Source organism: Sphingomonas sp. PEI4 (assembly GCF_056679955.1).
The window spans coordinates 3,193,963-3,209,717 of sequence record NZ_CM155258.1; the positions used below are offsets into that span (position 1 = coordinate 3,193,963).

The following is a 15,755-nucleotide window of genomic DNA, read 5'->3' on the forward strand; positions in this document are numbered from 1 at the left end:
GAGTCGTGCGCTGGTTGCCACATGACAGATCTTACACTCAACGACGGACGCACGATGCCCCAGCTCGGCATGGGCACGTGGCAGATTCCCGATAGCCAGGTTGCGGCGATCGTCCGCTCCGGGCTCGATATCGGCTTCCGGCTGGTCGATACGGCCGCGATCTATGACAATGAACGCGGCGTGGGTGATGGCTATAAGGGTTCGGATGCGTTCCTGACGACGAAGCTTTGGAACGACCGGCAGGGCGACGCCGAAGCGGCGATGGACGAGAGTCTTGCGCTACTGGGTGTCGAATCCGTCGATTTGTACCTTATGCATTGGCCAGTGCCGAGCGAAGGTAAATTCGTCGACGCGTGGAAGGCGATGATCGCGTTGCGCGAATCTGGAAAGGCCAAGTCGATCGGCGTGTCGAACTTCCTGCCCGAGCATATCGACGCGATCGTCGCGGCGACCGGCGTGACGCCTGCGGTCAACCAGATCGAGCTTCACCCGAATTTCCAGCAGCGCGAGCAGCGGAAGTATCACGAGGCGCTCGGCATCGTGACGCAGAGCTGGAGCCCGTTGGGACAGGGCAAGACTCTGTTGCAGGACGAGGCCATCGTTTGGATTGCGGACAAGCATGGGCGGAGTCCGGCGCAGGTCGTCCTGGCCTGGCACCTGGCGAACGGCTTTTCGGTGATCCCGAAAGCGTCCGATGCAGAACATCTCGCGGACAATTTCTCGGCGCTGGACCTGACGCTGGATGACGAGGACATGGCCGCGATCGAAGCGCTCGACGATCCGGCGGGTCGTTTGGGACCGGAGCCGAACAGCATGTAACGGGGTGGGGAGGCGACTCCAACCTCCTCCGTCATCCTGACGAAAGTCAGGATCCAGGGTTACAGGGGATAGCGGTCGTGGCTCTGGGTCCCTTCGTCAGGATGACGGAGGAGGCGGATTCGTTGGAAACCACGACGCCGACCTTTATCCGATCCGGCCGCCGACCGTCCGCAAGTCCTCGACGAACCGCGCATATTCTTCTGCCGCCTGGGCCGGGTCTGGCAACCGCAGCAGATAGCTCGGATGCACCGTGATCCAGGCCTCGCCGCCATCCGGAAGTTGCAGTGCCCGCCCACGTTCGCGTCCGATCCTCATCACCTTGCCGAACAGCGACCGTGCCGCCGTTGCGCCAAGCGCCACCGTGACCTTGGGCTTGATGAGCATCTGTTCCTGTTCGATCCACCAGCGGCAGGCGTCGATTTCGCCTGCGCCAGGCTTGGCGTGGATGCGTCGTTTGCCGCGTTGTTCGAACTTGAAGTGCTTGACCGCGTTGGTGACGTAGGCGCGGGAGCGGTCGACGCCGGCTTCGGCCATCGCCTTGTCGAACATCTGGCCGGCTGGGCCGACGAAGGGACGGCCGGCGATGTCCTCCTGGTCGCCCGGTTGCTCGCCGACGAACATCAGCGGTGCATCGACCGGGCCTTCGCCGAACACGGTCTGCGTTGCCGGCTTGTAGAGCGGACAGCGGGTGCAGCCGGCGGCTTCGTCGCGCAGGGCCTCCCAGGCGATCAGGCTATTGCCGCCGATCGTGTTTCTCGCCTTCGCGATCATCCCGCTCTCCCTTGCCTGTGCCGCGGCCAGCAAGCCCGGCACCAGCGCGGCTTCGGGCATGTTCTTCCAGTATTTCTTCGGCATCTCCTTCAGCATCGCGCCAATCTTCACGCGGGCCGGGTTGAAGATGCTGGCGTAATAGGTCTTCCAGACTTCCTCGGTCGGATCGTCGTCTGGGGCGTCGGCCTTGCTCGCGCCGGGGCCTTCGGTGAGCGCCTTGCCGTCCCAATGGATCGAGACTTCGGGGGTCAGGATCGACCAGCGCATGCTGGCGAAGCGGGTGACGAAGAAGGCGGCGTTGGCGCGGACGATGTGGTTGTCGGGTTCGAACCAGGCGACGAAGCGGGTGCCGCCATCCTCCTCGACTTCGCGGAAGCGGAGGAAGGCGCGCATCTTGTGGATGTCGCGGCGGACGTCCTTGGCGATGCGGTCGAGCCGACGGACCAGGGGATCGGCGCGGTCTTCGATCAGTTTCGGTTCGTGGCGGAGGCGCGTTAGCAGCGTGTAGAGCAGGGCGAAGCGCTCTGGGTCTGTGCCGAGGATGGCGCTGCGGGCGAGGTCGAGGAACGCGCGGGGGACGGAGACGCCGCCGGGTGCCGGGGCCGGGGCGGGGTCTGCGGCGGTGGCGAACAGGTCGGTGGGTTCGTTGCCGACTTGCCAGACGACGTCGTCGGGGGGGACGTTTTCCGCGAGGAGACCGCGGGCTGCGTCGCGCCAGCCGTCGAAGTCGTCGGGTTCGGATAGGGTTACGACGCGCATGGCGGTCCTACGCCGTCATGCCGGGCTTGTTCCGGCATCCACCGTTCCGCGTACTCCTCGACCCGCGAGCGTGCGGGCCGGTGGACCCCGGAACAGGTCCGGGGTAGCGGACGAAGATCAAGCGAACATTTCCATTTGCTTGGGTTTCGGCGCGACGATCGGGCGGAGTTCGGCGCGGTCCGCCAAGGCCACCGGGCGCCAGTCTTCGGCGATGATGAACGGGCGGAGCTTCGCGACGGAGACCGTCAGGCGGGCGATATCGGCCAAGTGGAGGCGGCGCCAGCGGCGGCTGGTAAGGATGCCGTTGACCGCTTTTACGCCGAGACCTGGGACGCGGAGGAGCATTTCCCGGGGGGCGCGGTTGACGTCGATGGGGAACGATCCGCGGAATTTAAGCGCCCAGGCGAGCTTGGGGTCGATATCGAGAGGCAGCATCCCCGTCGCGTCGTCGGCGGCGGCCACCACCTCGTGCGGCTGGAACTCGTAAAAGCGCATCAGCCAATCCGACTGATACAGCCGGTGCTCGCGCATCAGCGGCGGGCGTTGCAGCGGGAGGACCGCGCTTGCGTCGGGGATCGGGCTGAACGCGGAATAATAGACGCGGCGGAGGCCGAACCGGTCGTACAGGGTCGAGGCTTTTCGGACGATGTCGCCGTCCGTCGCGGCGTCTGCGCCGACGATCATCTGCGTCGACTGGCCGGCGGGGGCGTAGCTGGGCGCGGACTTGTACTTGGCCTTGGCGTCCTTGCCGTCGATGATCGAGGCCTTCACCTCGGCCATTGCGGTTTCAATGCGGACTCCGTCCTTCTCGGGGGCGAGCCGCTTGAGGCCGTTCGCGGTCGGGAGTTCGACGTTGATCGAGACGCGATCGGCGTAGAGCCCGGCCTGGTGGACGAGTTCGGGATCGGCGTCGGGGATCGTCTTGAGATGGATATAGCCGCGGAAATGATGGTCTTCGCGCAACGAGCGCGCGACCTCGACCATCTGCTCCATCGTGTAGTTCGATGAGGCGATGATGCCCGACGAGAGGAACAGGCCCTCGATATAATTGCGCTTGTAGAAGGCGATGGTGAGATCGACGACTTCCTTCGCGGTGAAGCGCGCGCGGCGGACGTTCGAGCTTTTGCGGTTGATGCAGTAATGGCAGTCGAAGATGCAACTGTTGGTCAGCAGGATCTTGAGCAGCGAAATGCAGCGGCCGTCGGGGGCGTAGGCGTGGCAGATCCCCATGCCTTCGGTCGAGCCGAGCCCCTTGCCGTCCTTCGAATTGCGCTTGGTCGTGCCGGACGACGCGCAGGACGCATCATATTTGGCCGCATCGGCGAGAATCTCGAGCTTTTCACGGGTGTCGAGTTGAGCCATTTGTTCGTCTTACGTTCCGCCGTCAGGGGTGTCGAGTGATCGAGATCATCATTCAGTCGAACACATAGCGGATCAGGTCGACCATGCCGCCGAGGCTGACCGGCAGGAGTAACAGCAGGAAAAGGTAGACGAAAACGACGCGGGTCAGTGCTTTCTCGTGCCGGTACACGGGCTTGCGGGGAGGCGGCTCCTCCTTGCGCGGCCAGATGCTGGATTCGTCGAGGAACATCGGGGTTCAACGTCGTGAACGGGGATTGTCTCCCTACTCTGCTGCAATGAGTCCGGTTGCTGCCTGAAGGTCGACCGAGACGAGCCGGCTGACACCGCGTTCGATCATCGTGACGCCGAACAGGCGGTGCATGCGGCTCATCGTGACGGCGTTGTGCGTGACGACGAGGTAGCGGGTGTCAGTGTCGCGGGCCATCCGATCGAGCAGGTCGCAGAAGCGTTCGATGTTTGCATCGTCGAGCGGCGCGTCGACCTCGTCGAGGACGCAGATCGGCGCGGGGTTGGTGAGGAACAGGCCGAAGATCAGCGCGACGGCTGTCAGCGCCTGTTCGCCGCCCGACAGCAGGGTGAGCGACTGGAGGCGCTTGCCGGGCGGTTGCGCCATGATCTCGAGGCCGGCTTCGAGCGGGTCGTCGGAGTCTATCAGTTCGAGGTGCGCGGCGCCGCCGTCGAAGAGGGTGGTGAAGAGGCGTTGGAAATGGCCGTTCACCGCGTCGAATGCGGCGACCAGGCGTTGGCGGCCCTCGCGGTTGAGCGTGCCGATCGAGCCGCGCAGGCGGTTGACCGCCTGGCCGAGTTCGTCGCGCTCGACCGCGTTGCCGCGCGAGGCGTCTTCGAGTTCGGCGAGTTCGGTTTCGGCGACGAGGTTGACCGGGCCGATGCGTTCGCGGTCGGTGGTGAGGCGGTCGTGGGTGGCGGACTCCTCCGCGGGCGTGCGAACGTCGGCGGTTGAGAAGCCGAGGCGTTCGGGGAGTACGGGGGCGGGGCATTGGAACCGTTCGCCGGAAAGTTTGCCTAGGTCGAGGCGGCGGGCTTCGTGGTTTTCGACGCGGGCGATCGCGCCGGCGCGGGCTTCGCGGGATTGCGACAGGGCTTCGGTGGCGGCGTGGTGGGCATCGGCGGCGGTTCGAGCGGCGGCTTCTGCGGTGCGTTCGGTGGCTAGCAGAGTGTCAGCGATGATGCGGGCGTCTTGGTGTTCGCTGTCGAGCGTTGCGATTTCCGCTTCGAGCGCAGTGGGGCGATCGGCGATGGCCGTGAGGTCGACGCCGAGGGTTGTCTCGCGCGCGTCCATGGCGGCAATGCGCTTGGCGGCTTCACCGGCTCGGGCGCGCCAGCTTCGCGTGTCGGCGTGCGCTGCGGCCAGGCGTTCGCGGTGGGTGGCGATGCTGCGGTCGAGCGTGGTGCGATCGGCGCGAGCCTGCGCAACGGCGGCGCGGCTGCGTTCGGCGTCGTATTGGAGCGCGGCGACCTGGCGCGCGTTGGCGGTGCCGTCGGGGACGGCGGCCATTGCGGCTTCGGCGCGGGTGCGGTCGGCGTGCGCGTCGGCGACATCGTGGGCGATCCGGTGCGCGCGGACGTCGAGGTCGGTGCGTTGGGTTGCGAGGCGTTCGAGCGCGGCGGCGGCGCGGTCTTCCTGGCGGGTTGCGTCGCGCGCGGCGGTCTCGACGCGTTGCAGGGCTGCGCGGGCGGTCTGCGACTCGCGGCGGGCTTCGGCGATCTGGTGGTCGATCGCGGCGCGGGTTTGTTCGGCGTCGTCTAGCGCGCTGACTGCAGCGGGGCGTTCGGCCTGGAGCGCGGCGAGACGGTTGCGCCGGACGAGGCGTTCGGCGGCTGCCGCGCCGGTGCCGGTTGCGGTGAAGCCGTCCCAGCGGCGGAGTTGGCCGTCTCGGGTCACGATCCGCTGGCCGACTGCGAGGTGTTGCTGGCCATCGGCATCGACGACGAAGACCTGCGCGAGCCTGCGGGCGAGGGCGGGGGGCGCGTCGACATACTCTGCTAGCGGTTCGGCGTCTGCGGGCGCTTCGGGGTCTTCGGCGCGGGGGACGGCGCCGGCCCAGGCGTCGAGGCTGGTGTCGAGGTCGTCACCGAGCGCCGCCGCTAGCGCACGTTCATAGCCGGTGCTGGCCGAGACGTGGTCGAGTAATCGATTGCGGCCGGAGCTTTGCGTGGCTTTGGTGAGCGCGGCCGCTTCGCTGTCGATCGTGGCAAGGTCGGCGCCGGCGGCGGCGCGGGCGTTCTCGGCGGCGTCGCGTGCTGCGACTGCGGCGGTTTCGTCGGTGTCCGCGCGGGCGATGGCTTGGCGGGCGGACTCTGCGGCGGCGGTCGCGGCGCGTCGGGCTTCGGCGGCGGCTTCGCGCTCGGCCGTCAGCGGGGCGGGGTCGCCGAGGGCGCGGAGGGCAGCGGCGATCTGCGCGGCGTCGCGATCGGCTCGGTCTGCGCGGGTGCGGGCGGCGGCGAGGGCTGCGCTGGCAACGCGGACTTCGGCGGCGTCGCGGGCTTGGGTGGCGAGCGCCTGGGCCAGGGAGACTTCGGCGTCTCGGGCTTTGCGTTCGGTGTCGACGAGCGCGGCGTCGAGCTCGGGAATCGCTGCGGTGGCTTCGGCGATCGCGGTGTCGAGTGCCTTGGCCTCGTCTGCGAGGCGGGTGAGCGCGGCGGCGGCGTCGCTGGCGAGCGATCCTTCGCGGGCGCGGTCGTCGGCGATGCGGGCACGCGCTTCGGTGAGGTCGGCGATCCGGCGCTCGATGCTGGCTTTCTCGGTCTTGAGGGCGGTGACGCGGTGGGCGAGGTCGGCGACGCGGTCGCGAGCGGAGAGGGCTGCGGTTCGTGCAGTGGATACGGCTTCGACGGCGCGGTGCTGGTCGGACGCGGCCGCGCGTTCGGCTTCGTTACCCGAGCGGACGCGGGCTTCGGCGGCGGCGGCTTCGGACTTCGCGGTATCGGATGCGGTGGCGGCTTCGCGCCAGCGGGCGAACAATGTGCGGGCTTCGGCGACGCGGATTTGCGCGGAGATGAGGCGGTAGCGTTCGGCGGCGCGGGCCTGGCGTTTCAGCGTGGCGGCGCGGGCGTCCTGGTCGGAGATGATCTCGTCGAGCTTGGCGAGATTGGCTTCGGTGGCGCGGAGCTTGCCCTCGGCGTCCTTGCGGCGGACGTGGAGGCCGGCGATCCCGGCGGCTTCCTCCAGCATCGCACGGCGGTCGGCGGGCTTGGCGGCGATAACCGCGCCGATCTTGCCTTGGCTGACGAGCGCGGGCGAGTGCGCGCCGGTGGCGGCGTCGGCGAAGAGCAGGCCGACGTCCTTCGCGCGGACATCGCGGCCGTCGATCCGGTAGGCGGAGCCGGCGCCGCGTTCGATCCGGCGGACGATCTCTCGCTCGTCGCCTGCTATTTCGGCGAGGATCGAGACTTCGGCGAAGTCGCGCGGCGGGCGGGTCGCGGTGCCGGCGAAGATGACGTCTTCCATGCCGGCGCCGCGCAGGGACTTGGCGCTGGCCTCGCCCATCGTCCAGCGGAGCGCTTCGAGGAGGTTCGATTTTCCGCAGCCGTTCGGGCCGACGACGCCGGTGAGGCCGGGCTCGATGCGGAGGTCGGCCGGATCGACAAAGCTCTTGAAGCCGGTGATGCGGAGGCGCTTGATCTGCATTCTTGCGCCCCCCGACGACTGGTTTTGATCGTGTGTCGAACCGCCGAGCTTGTGTCCCCGCGAAGGCGGGGACCCAGACTGGGCTCCCGCCTTCGCGGGAGAACAAGGAAGGGGCTGCCGTTCGTACAAACCTCCACCTCCCCGGCGGAGGCCGGGGCCCAGTTGGAAAGGTGGCAATAACGGAACGCAGCGCTGATCAGCAACGTCCCCCAACTGGGCCCCGGCCTCCGCCGGGGTGGCGTGTATTCAGCGGGGTTAGCTTACGCCCCAGCCGCCTTCAGCGCCTTCTCCATCTGGTCCCAGCTCACGACCTGGTCGAGCTTCTTGTCGTTCAGCAGGAACGTCGGCGTGCCCGTAACCGTGCCAGCCTGCATCGCGTCTTCGGTCGGCTTGGCCATCACCTCGAGCTGCTTCTGGTCCGCCAGGCAGGCGCGCGCCTTCGCCTCAGGAATCCCACGCTGCTTGACGAAATCGATCGCGCCCATCTGTTCGGCGAGCTTGGTCGCGACGACGGTCGGCGGCTGGTTGGCGAGCGCCTTCTGCTGGTCGGGCGTCATCGTCTGGAGCTTGTCGAGGAAGGCGATCTGGTTGCCGTACATCTGCTCGAGGAGCGGGAAGAACGGCGCGACGCCGCCGCACTGGCCGAGCAGCGTCAGCGCCACGTCGGGTGCGCCATGGACGAGGAAGTCGCGGAATTCGAAGCTGACTTTCCCGGTCGCGACGTATTTCTCGGTCAGCGGCTTGTACGCCTCGCGGGCGAACGCGCCGCAGGTCGGGCATGAGCGCGCGCCGTATTCGACGAGCTTGATGGCCGCGTTCGGATTGCCCATCAGGTAGCCCTCGGGGGTCTTCACGACCGTCTCCGTCCAGTTCTGGCCGGCGGGCGCGGCGGCGGCAGCGACCGGGGCAGCGGCGGGCGCGTCGACGTTGCCGGTCGAATCGTTCTTCGAGCAGGCGGCGAGCGCGAGCGGCAGGGCGGCGAGGGCGAATACGAACTTCATGCTGTTACTCCAGTGGATCATTTGGCGCCGGCCTTGCGGAGCGCGGGTTCGAGCTGTTCCCAGCCGGCATGGGGCACGATCTTGCCGTTGAGGTAGAAGGTCGGGGTGGAATCGATCTCCTTCGGCGCGTCGGCGGTCAGTTTGACGATGCGGTCGATCTCGGGTTGGTTGGCGAAGCACGCGTCGATCGCCGCATCCGAGAGCCCGCGGGCCTTGACCATCGCGGTCAGGCCGGAGCCGTCGGCGTTGGCGCGGATCTGGGCAGCCGCCGGGTACATGTTCAGGCGCGCGGCGTTGCCCTGCTGGTACTCGATCCCGCGCTGGAGCCATTGCGGCTGCGCGGCGAAGATCGCGGACGAGGTGGTTGAGAAGCCTTTCGGGCCGGTGCAGCGCGCGAGGATCGCGGCCGACAGGTCGAGGCGGTCGCGGATGAAGTGGCGGAATTCCAGGCTGGTCGAGCCAGACGCGATCATCTGGCGCTTCAGCACGGGTTCGGATTTCACCGAGAAATCGGCGCAGTGCGAACAGGTGTAGCTGGCGTATTCGACGAGCTTCACGCGCGCGGCGGGGTTGCCGATCAGATAGGCGCCCGAGGGGAGGATGCGCGCGGTTTGCGACCAGTCGCGCTTGGGCGCGGCGCCGGTGAGCAGGATGAGGGCGAAGACGGCAAGGAGGACGCGCATCAGGTGATCCTGGGAAGGCCGTGCGTCGAGGCGACGCCGGCGGCGAGGGATTCGAGGACAGCACGCAGTTCCGGATCGGCGATGCCCTTCAGGCTCGCACCGAGATCGACCGGAACCGGGCGGATCGATGGCGGCGCCTTCCGGGGTACCGGGGCGGCGACCTCGCCCTGGCGGATCGCGACCTTCACGATCGCTGCGTAGCCGAAGAAGCGGTTCACGCGCTCGATGATCTCGGGCGCGATGTGCTGCATCATCGGGGCGTGCGCGCCGCGGACGGTGAGCGTGAGGACGCCATCCTGCTTCTTGCCGAGCGGGAAGCGGATCGATTCGGGGATGCTTGCGCCCGCCAGTTTCGCGCCGACGATCTCGGGCCAGCGGCTGACGATCGACGACTGGACGAAGCCGAATCGCCGGAATGCCGCGCCGCCGATCGCGGGCAACAACTCGGCGACCGCGCGCGAGCGATTCTCGCGCGGCGCGTCGGGATCGGTCTTGCCTTTCGTCCGGCGTGTCGCGGGCGGTTTGGGGGAAGGGCCAGGCGGCTTGCTCATCCGCGAACCCATGCCATAGGCGACGCGTGAACGCCAAGCGCTCTTCGGTCTCCGGGGCCCTGCTCGACTGGTATGACGCGCATCGTCGCGAGCTGCCGTGGCGTGCGAAGCCGGGCGAGGCGGTCGATCCGTACAGGGTGTGGCTGTCCGAGGTGATGTTGCAGCAGACTACGGTGGCCGCGGTGACTCCGCGGTTTCTGACGTGGACGGCGCGGTGGCCGGATTTCGCAAGCCTCGCGGCGGCGGACGATGTCGATGTGATGGCGGCTTGGGCGGGGCTTGGATATTATGCTCGGGCGCGCAATCTGGTGAAGGCGGCTAAGGCTGTGGTCGCGGAGCATGGCGGCGTGTTTCCGCGGACCGAGGTGGAGCTGCGGGCTTTGCCGGGGTTAGGCGCTTATACTGCGGCGGCGGTGGCGGCGATCGCGTTCGGGGAGCGCGCGGTGGTGGTTGATGCGAATGTCGAGCGGGTGGTGGCGCGGGTGTTCGCGATCCAGACGCCTTTGCCGGCGGCGCGGCTTGCGATTCGAGTGGCGGCGGATTCGATCACGCCGGATGCTCGGGCGGGAGATTTCGCGCAGGCGATGATGGATCTGGGGTCGGGGATTTGTACGACGCGTGCGCCGAAGTGCCTGTTGTGTCCGATCCGCGAGCATTGCGAGGGGTTTGCTCAGGGCGCGCCCGAGCGGTTGCCGGTGAAGGCAAAGAAGGCGGCAAAGCCTCAGCGGTATGGGACGATCTTCTGGTTGGAGCGCGACCGTCAGGTGTTGCTGGTGCGGCGGCCGGATACCGGTTTGCTGGGCGGGATGCGCGCGTTGCCGACCGGGGCCTGGGGCGAGGCCGCGCCCGGTTTCGAGGACGCGCCGGCGCAGGCGGATTGGCGGATGCTGGACATTACCGTCGCACATGGATTTACGCATTTCGATCTGCAACTGACGCTTGCGGTGGCGGCGGTCGAGGCGCATCAACCCCGCGTTCCAACGGCAAGCGAATGGTGGCCGATCGACGACCTGGATACCGCCGGGCTGCCGACCGTTTTCGCCAAGGCCGGCAAAGCCATACGCAACTGGGCCATACGGAGAGACGCATGAAGCTGGTGCACTGGATTACGGGCGGCCTCGCCGCATTGGCCGCCGCTACGGCTTATGCCCAGCAGGCTCAGCCGCGCCCGCAAGTTGGCCCGCAGCCTTCGCCTCAGGTTCGTCCGACGCCGCGGATGACCATACCGGTGCGCGCGCTCCTGCCCGCGACGACGGCGCTGTTCGACGGCTATGTCGCGCAGGACAGGATGCCGGGGATCGTCGGCGCGTTCGGGGTTGGCGACGGTCCGACGCTCTTCCCCTCGGGTGGCAAGATCAGTGACGACCCGAATGCTCCGGCGGCGGGCCCTGACTCGCTGTGGCGCGTCTATTCGATGAGCAAGCCCATCACCGGCATGTCGGCGATGATGCTGGTCGAGGACGGCAAGCTCAACCTCGACGATCCGGTCAGCAAATATATCCCGGCGTTCAAGGACATGAAGGTGGCGACCAGCCCCGACACGTCGCTCGCCACGCGGCCGGCGACGCGGCCGATCACGATTCGCAATTTGCTGACGCACACCGCCGGGCTCGGCTACACGATCGTCACCAAGGGGCCACTGCTCAAGGAGTATGAGCGGCTCGGGATCCTGCCGTTATCGGTCAGTGCGGCGATGGAAGAGAAGATGAAGGTCGTACGGCCGAAGTCTCTCGAGGAGTTCGCGAACCGCGTCGCGACGCTGCCGCTGATCGCGGAGCCGGGGACCAAGTGGAGCTATTCGATCGGGCTCGACGTGATGGGGCGGGTGATCGAGGTCGCCAGCGGCATGAGCTTCGAGCGGTTCGTGCAGACGCGGCTGTTCGATCCGCTGAAGATGCGGTCGAGCTTCTGGCAGGTGCCGCAGAGCAAGGTCGGACGGCTCGCGACCAACTACGCGTTTGTCGGCGACACGCGGACCCCGCTCGATCCGGCGGCGAACTCCGTGTTCCTGCAGAAGCCGAGCTTTCCGTACGGTGGCGCGGGGCTCGTGATGTCGGCGCGCGATTACGACCGGTTCCTGCACATGATCCAGGACGGCGGGACGCTCGACGGCGCCCGCGTGATGAAGCCCGAGACGATCGCGCTGGCGACGTCGAACCTGCTGCCGCCGGGCGTGGCCTATGGTGGCGTGAGCGGTGGGACCGGCGGCACGAAGGGCAGCAACATGGGCTTCGGCGCGGGCGGATCGGTGGTGCTGGCCACGACGCCGAACGGTCCGGGCAAGGGCACCTATGCATGGGGCGGCGCGGCGGGGACGATCGCCTGGGTCGATCCGCTGAAGCATTCGCGCGGCACCGTAATGGTCAATTACTTTCCGGCGGACCGCATTCCGCTGCGCGAGCAAGTGGTCGCGGCGCTGATGCAGGACGCGGCGAGGTTGCGCCGATGAGCGTGATGGAAGCACCGGGTTTCACCGGCGGGACGCTCGACCGGTCCGACGCGCTGCGCCACGATCCGGAGGGGCTGGCGGCGGCGCAACGCGACTGGCGCGCTCGGTTGCTGGTGCTCGACGGGTTGCTGCCGAGCACGACCGACGACGGGCATCTGGCTTGGACGTCGATGGCGGACATGCCCGACGATGCCGATCCGATCCTGCTCGGGCTCGACGAGAGCGGACGGCCTCACTTCGCGGCGTTGCTGAATGGGATGCGCGTCGACAATGCGCCGGCGATGCGGTCGCCTGCGCTGATGGCGGTGCTGGCCGCGCTCGCGCCCGGTGAGGCGGCGACCTATGCCGGCGCGCGCAGCGTCATCGACTGGCATGTGCGGCATGGGTTCTGCGCAAAATGCGGTTCGCCGACCGAGATGTTCCGCGCCGGGTGGGCGCGGAAGTGTCCGACTTGCGGCACCGAGCATTTCCCGCGGGTCGATCCGGTGGTGATCATGATCGCAGAGCATGACGGTCGCGCGCTGCTCGGGCGCGGCAAGGGGTGGCCGCCGGGTCGCTATTCGGCGCTGGCGGGGTTCCTGGAGCCGGGCGAGTCGATCGAGGAAGCGGTCGCGCGCGAGATCCTCGAAGAGTCGGGCGTGCGGGTCGGCAAGGTGCGGTATATCGCGAGCCAGCCCTGGCCGTTTCCCTCTTCGTTGATGATCGCGTGCGTTGCCGAGGCCCAGGATGATGCGATCACGCTCGACGTGAACGAGCTTGAAGACGCGATGTGGGTGCCTCGGGAGATGTTGCGCGCCGTGTTGCGGGGAGAGGAGGGGCCGTTCGTGGCGCCCCCGCCCTATGCGATCGCGTATACGTTGTTGAGGGAATGGGCGGGGGAGTAGGGCACCCGTACCCCTGTACCACCCCGGCGGAGGCCGGGGCCCAATCGGGGGACAGTCGTAAACTGAGGACCGCGCTTCGTTACCGCGACCTTGCCAATTGGGCCCCGGCCTTCGCCGGGGTGGTGGCTCTCAGGAGAAGCGCCGGCCGGACCTACGCCGCGACCTTCAAATCCTGCATCACGTCTGCGGTGATCGACAGGCTCCGCTTGCGGGCTTCGTGATCGTAGATCGCGCTGGTCACCATCACCTCGTCCACCCCGGTCCGCTCGATGAACGCCGCGATCCCACGGGCGACCTTGGCCGGGCTTCCCACCGCCGAGCATTGCAGCACGTGGTCTAGGATCTGGTTGCCCTGCGCGCCGAGCGACTCGCGATAGCCCGCGACCGGTGGCTGCATCCGGCCGGGGTTGCCGGTGCGTAGAGCCACGAACGACTGTTGCTGCGAACTGGCGAGCAGTTCCGCTTCGGCATCGGTCTCGGCTGCGAAGACGTTGAAGCCAGCCATGACGTGCGGCTTGGCAAGCCGTGCCGACGGACGGAAATCACGACGGTAGATCGCCAGTGCGCTGTCGAGCACGTCGGGGGCGAAGTGCGAGGCGAAGGCGTAGGGCAGGCCGAGCGCCGCCGCCAGTTGCGCGCCGAACGTGCTGGAGCCCAGAATCCACATCTCGACGTCAGCGCCGGCACCCGGCGTTGCGACGATGCCGGTCTGGCCATCGTTCGCGAAGTAGCTCTGGAGCTCCATCACGTCCTGCGGGAAGGCGTTGGCGTCGGTCTCCAGCGTGCGGCGCATTGCGCGGGCGACGCGCTGGTCGGAACCGGGTGCACGGCCGAGGCCCAGGTCGATTCGCCCGGGGAACAGCGCGTCGAGCGTGCCGAACTGTTCGGCGATCGTCAGCGGCGCGTGGTTGGGCAGCATGATGCCGCCCGATCCGACGCGAATGGTGCTGGTAGCGGCGGCGATGTGCGCGATCACGACCGCCGTTGCGGCGGAGGCGATGCCGGTCATGCCGTGATGTTCGGCGACCCAATAGCGCTGGAACCCGACGCTCTCGGCGTGGCGCGCGAGATCGGCCGCGTTGGCGAGCGATTGGGAAACGGTGCCGCCTTCGACGACGGGCACCAGATCGAGCAGGGAATAGCGTGTCATGCATCAGAGATAGGTACCGAGCGGTAGCTTATCCACCCTTCATCTGAATTGCGGTGCTTTCGTCCGCCTGAGCAAACGTCAGCCGACTTGTCGCCACGCCTCGCGCTCCTTAGAGGTTCCGGCCGATGCTTGCCCGCCTTGACCCCCGCCTCGACCATGTCCGCAACTGGATCTTCGATCTCGACAACACGCTGTACCCGGCGAGCGCGGACCTGTTCGCGCAGGTCGATGCGCGGATGACCGGGTTCATCCAGGATCTGCTGGGGCTCGAGCATGACGAGGCGCGGCGCGTGCAGAAGGGATATTTCCACAATCACGGCACGACGCTGTCGGGGTTGATGACCGAGCATCACGTCGATCCGCACGCGTTCCTGGCGCATGTCCACGACATCGAGATGGACGTGCTCGAGCACGACGCGCCGCTGGTGGCTGCGATCGCCAAGCTGCCGGGGCGCAAGCTCGTCTTCACCAATGGCGACACGCCGTATGCGACACGGATTCTCGACCGGCTCGGGCTGAGCGAGAGCTTCGAGGCGATCCATGACATTCACGCGATGAACCTGATGCCGAAGCCGCATGCGTCGGCCTATGCGGGCTTCTGCGCGGCGTTCGATATCGACCCGCGGGAGTCGCTGTTCGTCGACGACATGACGCGTAATCTCGCGCCGGCCAAGGCGATCGGGATGACGACCGTGTGGGTCGACAACGGCTCCGAGCAATCCCCCGGCGGCGCGCGCGATCATATCGATTTCACCGTGCCCGTGCTTGCGCCGTGGCTAGAAACCATCCTGGAGACATCATGACCTTGCAGACCATCATCGACGCCGCCTGGGACGATCGCGCGAACCTGGGTCTGGATACCAAGGGCGAAGTGCGTGACGCCGTGGAGTCCGCGCTGGCGATGTTGGACGCTGGCACCGCGCGCGTTGCCGAGCCCACAGCGGATGGCTGGCAGGTCAACCAGTGGCTGAAGAAGGCGGTTTTGCTCTCGTTCCGGCTCAACGACAATGTCGTGATCGACGGCGGTTCGGCGGGCGCCCCTGCGTTCGACAAGGTGCCGTCTAAGTTCGCAGGCTGGGGCGAGGCTGAATTCCGCGCGGCGGGCATCCGGGTCGTTCCCGGTGCGGTCGCGCGGCGCGGGAGCTTCATCGCGAAGGGGGCGATCCTGATGCCGAGCTTCGTCAATATCGGCGCGTATGTCGGTGAAGGCACGATGGTCGACGCCTGGGCGACGGTCGGCTCGTGCGCGCAGATCGGCAAGAACGTCCACCTTTCGGGGGGTGCCGGCATTGGCGGCGTGCTCGAGCCGTTGCAGGCCGATCCCGTCATCATCGGCGACGGCGCGTTTATCGGTGCGCGCGCCGAAGTGGCCGAGGGCGTCCGCGTCGGTGAGGGCGCGGTACTGTCGATGGGCGTGTACCTGGGCGCCTCGACCAAGATCATCGACCGCGACACCGGCGAAGTGTTCAAGGGCGAAGTGCCGCCCTATGCGGTGGTCGTGCCGGGCTCGATCGGCGGCGGGGACGGCAAGCCCGCTTTGTATTGCGCCGTGATTGTCAAACGGGTCGACGCACAAACCCGCTCCAAGACCAGCATCAACGACCTTCTCAGGGACTGATCGGGTCGACAACATGCCAAGCGCTGCCTATCCGGGGCGGATAATTCCGAGGAGAAATA

Annotated in this window: 14 protein-coding genes; 6 read left to right on the forward strand and 8 right to left on the reverse strand. The window is 67.5% G+C overall.

Features of this window, described 5'->3' with window-relative positions; genetic code table 11:
• Positions 1 to 21: 21 nt before the first annotated feature.
• Complete coding sequence (locus AC1MLZ_RS14780) at positions 22 to 819, forward strand: aldo/keto reductase (protein WP_480959133.1); 798 nt, start codon at positions 22 to 24, stop codon at positions 817 to 819.
• A gap of 144 nt (positions 820 to 963) precedes the next feature.
• Here AC1MLZ_RS14780 and AC1MLZ_RS14785 read toward each other — a convergent pair whose 3' ends face one another.
• From AC1MLZ_RS14785 to AC1MLZ_RS14815, 7 genes are all read right to left on the reverse strand, one after another.
• Entirely contained in the window at positions 964 to 2,349 is a 1,386-nt protein-coding gene (locus AC1MLZ_RS14785) for a UdgX family uracil-DNA binding protein (protein WP_480959134.1), read from the reverse strand.
• Positions 2,350 to 2,466: 117 nt separating this feature from the next.
• Positions 2,467 to 3,711 (reverse strand): putative DNA modification/repair radical SAM protein, encoded by a 1,245-nt coding sequence (locus tag AC1MLZ_RS14790; protein ID WP_480959135.1) that lies wholly within the window; start codon positions 3,709 to 3,711, stop codon positions 2,467 to 2,469.
• Positions 3,712 to 3,763: 52 nt separating this feature from the next.
• A complete protein-coding gene (locus AC1MLZ_RS14795; protein ID WP_480959136.1) occupies positions 3,764 to 3,940 on the reverse strand; it encodes a hypothetical protein in 177 nt (58 codons plus the stop codon).
• 33 nt (positions 3,941 to 3,973) lie between these two features.
• A complete protein-coding gene (locus AC1MLZ_RS14800; protein WP_480959137.1) occupies positions 3,974 to 7,360 on the reverse strand; it encodes a chromosome segregation SMC family protein in 3,387 nt (1,128 codons plus the stop codon).
• A gap of 260 nt (positions 7,361 to 7,620) precedes the next feature.
• Positions 7,621 to 8,361 carry a thioredoxin domain-containing protein gene (locus tag AC1MLZ_RS14805; protein WP_480959138.1) on the reverse strand — a complete coding sequence of 247 codons (741 nt, stop codon included), beginning with the start codon at positions 8,359 to 8,361 and terminating at the stop codon, positions 7,621 to 7,623.
• A gap of 17 nt (positions 8,362 to 8,378) precedes the next feature.
• Positions 8,379 to 9,044: a thioredoxin domain-containing protein gene (locus AC1MLZ_RS14810; protein WP_480959139.1), complete on the reverse strand. Its 666-nt coding sequence runs from the start codon at positions 9,042 to 9,044 to the stop codon at positions 8,379 to 8,381.
• Entirely contained in the window at positions 9,044 to 9,595 is a 552-nt protein-coding gene (locus AC1MLZ_RS14815; RefSeq protein WP_480959140.1) for a DUF721 domain-containing protein, read from the reverse strand. Before AC1MLZ_RS14815 ends, AC1MLZ_RS14810 begins: the two co-directional genes overlap by 1 nt.
• 26 nt (positions 9,596 to 9,621) lie before the next feature.
• Between AC1MLZ_RS14815 and AC1MLZ_RS14820 the strand changes: the two genes are divergently transcribed.
• Genes AC1MLZ_RS14820 through nudC form a run of 3 tightly spaced genes read left to right on the forward strand, consistent with a single transcriptional unit; the run spans position 9,622 to position 12,928 of the window.
• Positions 9,622 to 10,686 (forward strand): A/G-specific adenine glycosylase, encoded by a 1,065-nt coding sequence (locus tag AC1MLZ_RS14820; protein ID WP_480959141.1) that lies wholly within the window; start codon positions 9,622 to 9,624, stop codon positions 10,684 to 10,686.
• Complete coding sequence (locus AC1MLZ_RS14825; RefSeq protein ID WP_480959142.1) at positions 10,683 to 12,044, forward strand: serine hydrolase domain-containing protein; 1,362 nt, start codon at positions 10,683 to 10,685, stop codon at positions 12,042 to 12,044. Before AC1MLZ_RS14820 ends, AC1MLZ_RS14825 begins: the two co-directional genes overlap by 4 nt.
• Before the next feature lie 5 nt (positions 12,045 to 12,049).
• Complete coding sequence (gene nudC, locus AC1MLZ_RS14830) at positions 12,050 to 12,928, forward strand: NAD(+) diphosphatase (RefSeq protein ID WP_480961571.1); 879 nt, start codon at positions 12,050 to 12,052, stop codon at positions 12,926 to 12,928.
• A 151-nt stretch (positions 12,929 to 13,079) separates the two neighbouring features.
• Here nudC and AC1MLZ_RS14835 read toward each other — a convergent pair whose 3' ends face one another.
• Positions 13,080 to 14,078, reverse strand: coding sequence for an LLM class flavin-dependent oxidoreductase (locus AC1MLZ_RS14835; protein WP_480959143.1), 999 nt, complete (start codon positions 14,076 to 14,078; stop codon positions 13,080 to 13,082).
• A gap of 125 nt (positions 14,079 to 14,203) precedes the next feature.
• Between AC1MLZ_RS14835 and AC1MLZ_RS14840 the strand changes: the two genes are divergently transcribed.
• Both AC1MLZ_RS14840 and dapD read left to right on the forward strand, forming a co-directional pair.
• Entirely contained in the window at positions 14,204 to 14,881 is a 678-nt protein-coding gene (locus AC1MLZ_RS14840) for a pyrimidine 5'-nucleotidase (protein WP_480959144.1), read from the forward strand.
• The gene (gene dapD, locus AC1MLZ_RS14845; RefSeq protein WP_480959145.1) at positions 14,878 to 15,696 is read left to right on the forward strand and encodes a 2,3,4,5-tetrahydropyridine-2,6-dicarboxylate N-succinyltransferase; all 819 of its coding nucleotides are present in this window, start codon (positions 14,878 to 14,880) and stop codon (positions 15,694 to 15,696) included. Before AC1MLZ_RS14840 ends, dapD begins: the two co-directional genes overlap by 4 nt.
• The last annotated feature ends 59 nt before the right edge of the window (positions 15,697 to 15,755 follow it).

What these genes read in the sequence shown, in the direction of transcription:
- AC1MLZ_RS14780 (WP_480959133.1), top strand. Translation starts at nt 22, where the DNA reads ATGACAGATCTTACACTCAACGACGGACGCACGATGCCCCAGCTCGGC.
- AC1MLZ_RS14785 (WP_480959134.1), bottom strand. Translation starts at nt 2,349, where the DNA reads ATGCGCGTCGTAACCCTATCCGAACCCGACGACTTCGACGGCTGGCGC.
- AC1MLZ_RS14790 (WP_480959135.1), bottom strand. Translation starts at nt 3,711, where the DNA reads ATGGCTCAACTCGACACCCGTGAAAAGCTCGAGATTCTCGCCGATGCG.
- AC1MLZ_RS14795 (WP_480959136.1), bottom strand. Translation starts at nt 3,940, where the DNA reads ATGTTCCTCGACGAATCCAGCATCTGGCCGCGCAAGGAGGAGCCGCCT.
- AC1MLZ_RS14800 (WP_480959137.1), bottom strand. Translation starts at nt 7,360, where the DNA reads ATGCAGATCAAGCGCCTCCGCATCACCGGCTTCAAGAGCTTTGTCGAT.
- AC1MLZ_RS14805 (WP_480959138.1), bottom strand. Translation starts at nt 8,361, where the DNA reads ATGAAGTTCGTATTCGCCCTCGCCGCCCTGCCGCTCGCGCTCGCCGCC.
- AC1MLZ_RS14810 (WP_480959139.1), bottom strand. Translation starts at nt 9,044, where the DNA reads ATGCGCGTCCTCCTTGCCGTCTTCGCCCTCATCCTGCTCACCGGCGCC.
- AC1MLZ_RS14815 (WP_480959140.1), bottom strand. Translation starts at nt 9,595, where the DNA reads ATGAGCAAGCCGCCTGGCCCTTCCCCCAAACCGCCCGCGACACGCCGG.
- AC1MLZ_RS14825 (WP_480959142.1), top strand. Translation starts at nt 10,683, where the DNA reads ATGAAGCTGGTGCACTGGATTACGGGCGGCCTCGCCGCATTGGCCGCC.
- nudC (WP_480961571.1), top strand. Translation starts at nt 12,050, where the DNA reads ATGGAAGCACCGGGTTTCACCGGCGGGACGCTCGACCGGTCCGACGCG.
- AC1MLZ_RS14835 (WP_480959143.1), bottom strand. Translation starts at nt 14,078, where the DNA reads ATGACACGCTATTCCCTGCTCGATCTGGTGCCCGTCGTCGAAGGCGGC.
- AC1MLZ_RS14840 (WP_480959144.1), top strand. Translation starts at nt 14,204, where the DNA reads ATGCTTGCCCGCCTTGACCCCCGCCTCGACCATGTCCGCAACTGGATC.
- dapD (WP_480959145.1), top strand. Translation starts at nt 14,878, where the DNA reads ATGACCTTGCAGACCATCATCGACGCCGCCTGGGACGATCGCGCGAAC.